The sequence below is a fragment of the Craterilacuibacter sp. genome (assembly GCF_051659485.1).
In the GTDB taxonomy this organism is placed as follows: Bacteria; Pseudomonadota; Gammaproteobacteria; order Burkholderiales; family Chromobacteriaceae; genus Craterilacuibacter.
This window is the reverse complement of the sequence record NZ_JBOFOO010000169.1, coordinates 1-8,402: the sequence shown is the minus strand read 5'-3', so window position 1 is coordinate 8,402 and position 8,402 is coordinate 1. Positions and strand designations below refer to the sequence as shown.

The following is an 8,402-nucleotide window of genomic DNA, read 5'->3' as shown; positions in this document are numbered from 1 at the left end:
ACAATCTGCTCTACCGTCTCGCAACCCGATTTTTTCAGGCTGGAAAATAGCTGGATGGTAATTTGTGGATAAGCGGCCAGCTTTTCCTTCACTTCCTTGAGCGCTTTGGTCTGATCCTGGCGCGACAGTTTGTCGGCCTTGGACAGCATGATGTGTACCGGGCGGTTGGTCTCGATAAAATAGAGCAGCATCTTCCAGTCCAGCTCTTTGAGCGGATGGCGGATATCCATGATCTGGATCAGGCCGACCAGACTTTCCCGTGTTTGCAGGTAGCGACCCAGTAATTGCACCCAGTGAGTACGTATCGCTTCCGGAACCTGAGCAAAGCCGTAGCCGGGCAAGTCAACCAGATAGCGTTCGTTTCCCAAATCAAAAAAGTTGATGTGTTGGGTGCGCCCAGGGGTTTTGGAAACATAAGCCAAGCGTGTGCGGTTGGTCAGCGTATTGATGGCACTGGACTTGCCCGCGTTCGACCGACCGACAAAAGCCACCTCGGCACGCGTGGGCGGCAAATCTTTCAGGTGGTTGACGGTGGTATAAAAACTGGCGTTTTGGAAGATAGGCATAGTAGTAATGGACAAGTCAGTTGTTATAGAATAGCACGTTTGAAAATGCCTCTTTTACCGATATTCACGCATTCTCCCTAAGGAGCGACCATGAAACGTAAGATGCTGTTGGCGCTGTCGGCTGTTTTAGTAGCCGGTAGTTCCCTGGCCTCAGCACCCGCGCTGCAGGCTGATCCGACCAAGGCCAAGGCTATTGTCGAACAGGTTTGCGCAGCCTGCCACGGCGTAGATGGTAATAGTGTTGCCGCGATCAATCCGACGCTGGCCGGGCAGAGTCAGCAGTATCTGCATGCCCAGCTTAAGGCCTTCAAAGCCGGCACTCGGCAAAACCCGATCATGCTGGGCATGGCTTCGACCTTGTCAGATCAGGACATGCTGAACGTCGCCGCCTACTTTAGCCAGCAAAAGGTCAAGCCGCGTGACGCGTCGGACAAGACCCAGCTGGAACTGGGCAAGACGATCTACCGTGCGGGTAATGCCGCGACCAAGCTGCCGGCCTGTATGTCGTGCCACGGTCCTGCCGGCGCCGGCCTGCCGGAAAAATATCCGCGCATGGGTGGTCAGCATGCGAGTTACACCGTTAAGCAGCTGCAGGATTACAAAGGCGCTATCGTGCGTAACAACGTGATCATGACCGATATTGCTGCACGCATGAGTGATGCGGAAATGAAAGCGGTCGCCGAATATATTTCGGGTCTGCGTTGAACGCAACTTTTACCTGAGCCAACACTCATAGGGAGGGTGCCCGTTTCGGGCCCCTCTTTTGCTTTATGCCGATATGAAAATAAAAAATCGTAATTTGCAGTGGTTACACCGTATTTATGAGCTTGTCAGCTCAATGCGTTTTGCTATCGGCCTGTTGACCATACTGGCGATTGCCTCGGTGATCGGCACTGTTCTCAAGCAGAACGAGCCTTATACCAATTATGCGTTCGAGTTTGGCCAGTTCTGGTTTTTGTTGTTTGAAACACTCGGCTTGTACGATGTTTACCACTCAGGCTGGTTTTTGACCATTCTGGCATTTCTGGTGCTGTCGACCAGCTTGTGCATACTGCGTAATGGCCCGGGCTTCGTCAAGGAGATGAAGGCCTATCGGGAAAAGGCATCCGATACTTCCTTGAGCCTGATGTCGCACAGTGTCAGTATCGCAGGCCAGGTGGATCCGGATGCGGTCGCGGCGCGGCTCAAGGTGCAGGGCTTTCGTATCAAGGAGCATATGCGCGAGGATGGCAGCCGGGTGCTGGCCGCCAAAAAAGGCGCGGCCAACAAGCTGGGTTATTTCTTTGCCCATATCGCGATGGTGGTGATCTGTATTGGCGGCCTGATGGACGGCAATCTGCCGCTTAAGCTGGGTGAGCTTAGCGGGCGGGTGGTGCCGGAAACGCGTGATGTGCCGCAAAGCCAGATTCCGGCCCAAAGCCGGCTGAGTGCCGCTAACCTGTCGTATCGCGGCAATGTCACCATCGCCGAGAACCGTAGCGCCGATGTGGTGTTCCTGAATGCCGGCAAGGGCTATCTGGTACAGGAATTGCCGTTTGCCGTGACACTCAAGCAGTTTCATGTCGATTATTACAGCAATGGCATGCCCAAGCTGTTTGCCAGCGATATCGTGGTGACCGACAAGGCCACCGGTAAGGAAACCGCCGCAACCGTCAGGGTTAACCATCCGCTGGTGATTGATGGCGTCGCTATTTATCAGGCGAGCTTCGGTGATGGCGGCTCGCCGCTGGAGCTGAATGCATGGAATCTGGCACAGCCCCAGCTGTCGCCGGTGACGATCAAGGGTGTGTCGCAGGCGGCACAGCCTTTGCGTGCCAATGACAAGGACTACACGCTCGAGTTTGGAGACCTCAAGGTTTACAACGTCGAGAACATGGCTAAAACCGGGGCCGACGTCGATAAGACACTGGCGCAAAAGATGCAGGATGCGCGTGAGGTCAAGCACGAGAAGTCACTCAAAAACGTAGGCCCGTCGATTACCTATAAGTTGCGGGATGCCCAGGGGCAGGCGCACGAATATCACCAGTACATGGCACCCATCCAGCAAGAGGGTGCCAACTACCAGATTTCGGGTGTACGCCGCCAGCTGTCCGAGCCTTTCCAGTATCTGCGGATTCCGCTGGATGACGAATTTACACTGCAGCGTTTCATGCGCCTGAATGCGGCTTTTTCCACCCCTGCGCTATACGATGAAGTCGCCCGGCGCACGGCTGACAAGGCACTGCAGGGCGGTGCCATCAGCCCGGCGGTACGCACGCAGTTCGAGAGTAGTGTGAAGTGGGTGTTGGACCGCTTTGCCAGCGGGGGCTTCCCCGCGCTGGAAAACTTCCTCGACGCGCGGGTGCCGGAAGACAAGCGCCAGGCTGTCGCCCAGACTTATGTGAAAATCCTGCAAGGCACGGTCGGCGACCTGATGGCGGTCGCCGATAGCCGTGCCGGTGTCGCACCGGCCAAGTTTGACGAGACGCACTATCGCTTCTTGCTGGATAGCCTGGTGGCCAGTTCGGCGTTGCATGACTACGGTGCGCCGGTTTATCTGCAGCTCACCGGCTTCGATCAGGTGCAGGCTTCGGGTCTGCAACTGACGCGTTCTCCCGGCAAGAACCTGGTCTATCTGGGCTCCTTGCTGCTGGTGATCGGCATCATCTTGATGTTTTATGTACGCGAAATCCGGGTCTGGCTGGTGTTCCGCTCCGGAGCCGTGCGTCTGGCCATGACCTCTAATCGTCACAACCGGGATCTCGATCGCGACTTTGAGCGCGAACGCGAGGCACTGGAACTGCTAGTCAGGGAGCAACCATGAGTTCTGTTTATCGTCTTGAAGCACAACAAGCCAGCTGGCGCAGGCTGGATCTGCGCGACTGGGCTTATGCCCTGTTTATTTTGCTGGTGTGTGCCGGTGCCTTTTACCAGTACGACCATTTCATGGATGTCTACGAGGAAGCCATTCTGGCCGGCTCGGCCATCAGCCTGATTGCACTGGGCTGGTTCTGGAAACCGTGGCGCTGGTATTTTCCCTTGTCCGGCAGCTTGTCGCTGGGCGCGATCCAGTTATATGAGCATGATCTGGCGCGTGGCCAGAGTGCCTTTTTGCTCAAATATATCTTGTCCAGCCAGTCCTCCATTATGTGGATGTGCACCTTGTTCGTATTGGCCACCGGCGTGTATTGGGCGGGTTTGCTCAGCCGTTCGGCAACCTTGCAGAAAATGGGCTCGGGGCTGACGTGGGCGGCAACGGTGATGGGGCTGGCCGGTCTGGGGACGCGCTGGTACGAAAGTTATCTGATAGGCCCCGATATCGGGCATATCCCGGTGTCCAATCTGTACGAAGTGTTCGTGCTGTTCTGCCTGATTACCGCACTGATGTACCTCTATTACGAGGCCAAGTTTGCGGCACGGCAGATGGGTGCCTTTGTGCTGCTGATTATCAGCGCGGCGGTTGGCTTTATCGTCTGGTATGCGTTTGACCGTCAGGCGCATGAAATCCAGCCGCTGATTCCCGCCCTGCAGTCGTGGTGGATGAAGATACATGTTCCGGCCAACTTTGTCGGTTATGGCGCTTTTGCCATCGCTGCTATGCTGGGTGTGGCCGAGCTGATCTCGATGCGCGGCTGGCTCGCCGGCAAACTGCCGCCATCCGAGGTGCTGGATGAGGTGATGTACAAGGCGATTGCCGTCGGCTTTTTGTTCTTTACCATCGCCACCGTTCTGGGCGCGATGTGGGCCGCCGACGCATGGGGCGGCTACTGGAGCTGGGACCCGAAAGAGACCTGGGCGCTGATCGTATGGCTTAACTACGCCGCCTGGCTGCATATGCGTCTGGTCAAGGGCTGGCGCGGCGCACCTTTGGCATGGTGGGCCGTCGTCGGGTTATTTGTGACTTCCTTTGCCTTTATCGGCGTCAATATGTTCCTGTCCGGCCTGCATTCCTACGGCGGCTTGTAAGCTCAAAAAGACACGAGCGTAAAAAGGGCATCGCATCCACCGGATGGCGATGCCCTTTTTCTATGGCGTGTGGTTTAGCTGCCTGCGCAGCGGCGGATCAGGCGCAGCCATTGTTTGGAGAGCTTGGGCCCGCGTTCGAACAGGCGCACCAGCCCGGGCTCCATCACCACCTCGAAGCCGGAACGGCCGGTGACCGGATTGGTCAGGCGCAGGCTGTAGCGCTCGCGGCTTTCCTGCGTGCTGTCTATGTAATTCAGCGGTATTTTCCAGCCCTTGATGCCGCTTTCCAGGCATTGGGCTACCTGGAACGGGGCTGCTAGCGTCATGAGTTCAAGCGAGGGTGTAGAGCGGGCTGCCCATGCTGGTGCTGCCGTAAACAGCGAGGCAGCCAGCATCAGGCAGGTGGTAAGAGGCAGACAGGACATGGTGTTTGACGGGATTTAAAGGTCAAAAACATGATAGTCCTGCGTTTGTCGGGCTATTTCAATAGCAAATGGTTTCTAATATGCATATCTAGGCCAGCATGGCGAGATAACGTCGCTCCCAAGGGGTAATTTCGCTGTGGAAATGTGTCAGCTCCAGCTCTTTGACCGCGACATAGGCGCGGGCAAACTCGCCGCCGAACAGCGCCTCTGCCGTGCCGTGTGCTTCCATCAGCGCCAGCGCTGCATCCAGCGTACGCGGCAGGCTGGCTTTGTCTTCGCCAAGGAAAACATTGCCGGTGACGGCTTCGTCCGGCGTGAGTCGCTGTTCTATGCCCAGCAGGCCGGCTCCCAGACTGGCCGCCAAAGACAAATAAGGGTTGGCGTCGCAACCGGGTAGCCGGTTTTCCACCCGGCGCGCTTCCGGGCCGGAAACCGGCACACGCAAGCCGACCGAACGGTTGTCCAGCCCCCAGCTCAGATTGACCGGTGCCGCCAGCCCCTTGACGAAACGGCGGTAGGAATTGGGGCTGGGGCAAAACAAGGGCATCAGGTGGGGCAGGTAGTGTTGCATGCCGGCGATATAGTGGAAGAACTGCGCGCTGGCGCTGCCATCTTGCTGGCTGAAGGCATTATTGCCCTGCGTATCCACCAGACTCTGGTGAATATGCATGGAGCTGCCGGGGGCGCCGGCTAGTGGCTTGGCCATGCACACTACGTTCAGTCCGTGCTGGTTGCCGATTTCCTTGAGCGCCGTCTTGAACAGAAAGGTCTGGTCGGCCAGTTGCAGGGCCGGGCCATGCTGGAGGTTGATCTCGAACTGGCTGGGGCCCATTTCATGCACCCAGGTATCGGTGTGGATACCCAGCATCTCGCAGGCACGATAGACATCATCGAAGAAGGCTTCCAGATCGTTGAGCGTGGAAAAGCTGAACGAATCGAAGCCGGTTTCGCGCCGCCCGCTACGCAGCTGCGGCGACTGGAATGGTGCGTCCGCATCAGGATTGGCAGCGAAAATGTAAAACTCCAGTTCGGGAGCAACGATAGGCGTCAGGCCCAGCGCATCATAACGGGCCAGTACCTTCTTCAATGCGGAGCGTGGCGCCAGTGGCGTCAGTTCGCCGTCCAGATCGACACAGTCGCAGATCACCAGTGCCCGCGCTGTACGTGCCCATGGCACGCGGTGCAGGGTGGCAAGGTCGGGTACCAAGGTAACGTCCGGGTCCTGTTCACCATAAAAACGGTAGTCGGGAAAGTCGCCGGTACAGCTTTGTATCGGAACGGCACGGGCGATGCGTAGCTGCTGCCCCTTGATAAAGGCGGCCGCCGGCAATGTCTTGCCGCGGGCGAAGCCGCTGATATCGGCAAAGCTCATTTCTACATCGCGTACCTGGTGCTCATTCAGCCAGCCGGCTAGCTGGGCTAGCCGTTCGGCGGGTGGAGTCGCTTGTGACATATTTTTCCTCGGTTTCCTTGCTTGCAGGGGGATTCCGTCTGTCTGCCATCGCAATGATGGCCGGGCGTCTATTGCGCCTTGATGGACAGAGTATGCCATCAGCAAAATGTTGCTGCATAATTATCGGCTTTACTGATGAAAGTCTGCCATGAAATATCTGTCCTCTTTGTTTACGGCGCTCTGTTTGCTGTTTGCGGCTAGCTTGGCGCTGGCTTCACCGTTAGTGATTGATGTACGTAGCCCGGCTGAATTTGCCCAAGAGCATGTGCAGGGTGCACTTAACCTGCCGCTGGACAGTATTGCCCGCACCATTGCCCGGAGCGCGCCGGACAAGAGTGCACCAATTGCGCTGTATTGCCGCAGCGGGCGTCGTTCGGCGGAGGCCGAGCAGCAGTTACGGGCGCTGGGTTATACCGCGGTACGCAATCTAGGCGGGGTGGCAGAAGCACGCAAGCTATTGGCACGGCCTTGAGGGCAAGATCTTGGTGCAAGATGTATATGATGTTATGCTATGATAGCGTTCAATATTAATGTATAGGCATGCGCGCCCGTGAATTCGGGCTGCGGGAAATGGCGCACTTCAGGGCCAAGATGATTCCCGTATGCAGCCTTCACCCTTCTGCTATGCCATGTCGATAATAGAGAACGATTACGCGGTCAGGGTTCCTGATGCCTCCGGGCATGGTGGCGATGCCTCTTATGCAGGCTGCGAACCGCAGCAAGGTCGCCAAGCTGGGGTAAATGCGGCTGCAGATATAAAAGAGAAGGGGCTGGCGCTGGCGCATTTGCAGCAAAGCGAAGCCAAATACCGGCAGATATTCAGCCATATGGCGCTTGGCGCACTGCATTTCGACGCGGCAGGGGTGATTACCGATTGCAATGATAGCCTGCAGCAGCATATGGGCCTGCGCCGCGAGCAGTTACTGGGCTTGAGTCTTGTCTCGGTGGATGACAAAAAGCTGCTGGCTGCAGTTCAGGAGGTGCTGGCCGGACGGCGCAGCCTGTATCAGGGGGACTACAAGTCCATGCAGAACCACCGGGTGTTCGCTCTGGAGGTGGAGCTGATTCCGGTCATCGTGTCCGGTCAGGTGTGTGGTGGTATTGCGCTGGTGGAAAATCTGAGCGAGAAGCGGCAGGCCGAGCACGAATTACGGGCTTCGCGCCAGCGCCAGCATCTGCTGCGCGAGCAGACTGCGCTAGCGATGATAGAGTGGGATGCGAATTTTTATGTGCGTGACTGGAATCCGGCCGCGCAGAAAATGTTCGGCCATAGCCGCGAGCAGGCGCTAGGGCAGCATGCGCACTTTATCCTGCCGGAGCCCGCTCGGCAGATGGTGAGCGCAGAGGTGCTGGATACCTTGCTTAAGCAGCAAGGAGGTTCGCACAGCCAGAATGCCAACCTGACCCGTGATGGCCGCATCATCGAGTGTGAGTGGTTCAATACCACCTTGATCGACGAATCGGGATGCACGCTGGGGGTGATTTCGCTGGCTCAGGATGTGACCGAGCGTGAACAGTCCGGACGGCAACTGCGTTATCTGGCCCAGCACGATCCGCTGACCGGCCTGATCAACCGCGCATCGCTGGCCGGGCAGTTTGCCTCGGCTATTGCTGCCGGTAGCCCTGCTCTGGCGCTGGTATTTATTGATCTGGATGGCTTCAAGCATATCAATGATACGTTGGGACACACGGTGGGCGATGCCCTGCTGTGCCTGCAAGCCCGGCGGCTGTCGGCACAAGTCCGCCATAGCGATAGCGTCGCACGTTTGGGCGGGGACGAATTCATCCTGTTATTGCCGGACAGTGATGCCGATGATGCCGCTGCGCTAATTCAGCGTCTGAGCGAACAACTGGCGCTGCCCTGTGCGGTGGAGGGACACGATATCAGTGTCACTTCATCCATAGGCATCGCGCTGTATCCGCAGGATGGCAGTGACTTTGACACCCTGTTGCGCTGTGCCGATATGGCGATGTATCACGCCAAGCGCGACGGGCGTAACACCTGGCGATGCT

8 protein-coding genes are annotated in these 8,402 nt (G+C 57.3%); 5 read left to right on the top strand and 3 right to left on the bottom strand.

What is annotated here, in order from left to right:
* Positions 1-566 (bottom strand): ribosome biogenesis GTP-binding protein YihA/YsxC (yihA, locus tag ACRC1E_RS05900; protein ID WP_438514184.1); only part of this gene is annotated, 566 nt, incomplete at its 3' end.
* Positions 567-656: 90 nt separating this feature from the next.
* Here yihA and ACRC1E_RS05895 point away from each other — a divergent pair.
* The 3 genes from ACRC1E_RS05895 (at position 657) to ccsB (ending at position 4,511) form a co-directional block, all read left to right on the top strand.
* A complete protein-coding gene (locus tag ACRC1E_RS05895; RefSeq protein WP_438514183.1) occupies positions 657-1,271 on the top strand; it encodes a c-type cytochrome in 615 nt (204 codons plus the stop codon).
* 133 nt (positions 1,272-1,404) lie between these two features.
* Entirely contained in the window at positions 1,405-3,369 is a 1,965-nt protein-coding gene (locus ACRC1E_RS05890; protein WP_438514182.1) for a cytochrome c biogenesis protein ResB, read from the top strand.
* A complete protein-coding gene (gene ccsB / locus ACRC1E_RS05885) occupies positions 3,366-4,511 on the top strand; it encodes a c-type cytochrome biogenesis protein CcsB (protein ID WP_438514181.1) in 1,146 nt (381 codons plus the stop codon). Before ACRC1E_RS05890 ends, ccsB begins: the two co-directional genes overlap by 4 nt.
* 74 nt (positions 4,512-4,585) lie before the next feature.
* Here ccsB and ACRC1E_RS05880 read toward each other — a convergent pair whose 3' ends face one another.
* On the bottom strand, positions 4,586-4,936 hold the full coding sequence (locus ACRC1E_RS05880) for a hypothetical protein (RefSeq protein ID WP_438514180.1): 351 nt from the start codon (positions 4,934-4,936) through the stop codon (positions 4,586-4,588).
* A gap of 88 nt (positions 4,937-5,024) precedes the next feature.
* Positions 5,025-6,389, bottom strand: a complete 1,365-nt coding sequence (locus ACRC1E_RS05875) for a glutamine synthetase family protein (RefSeq protein WP_438514179.1) — start codon at positions 6,387-6,389, stop codon at positions 5,025-5,027.
* Between the two features lie 148 nt (positions 6,390-6,537).
* On the opposite strand from ACRC1E_RS05875, the gene ACRC1E_RS05870 reads away from it, so the two are divergent.
* Entirely contained in the window at positions 6,538-6,861 is a 324-nt protein-coding gene (locus ACRC1E_RS05870; protein WP_438514178.1) for a rhodanese-like domain-containing protein, read from the top strand.
* Between the two features lie 130 nt (positions 6,862-6,991).
* On the top strand, positions 6,992-8,402 hold a 1,411-nt coding region (locus ACRC1E_RS05865), incomplete at its 3' end, for a diguanylate cyclase domain-containing protein (protein ID WP_438514177.1).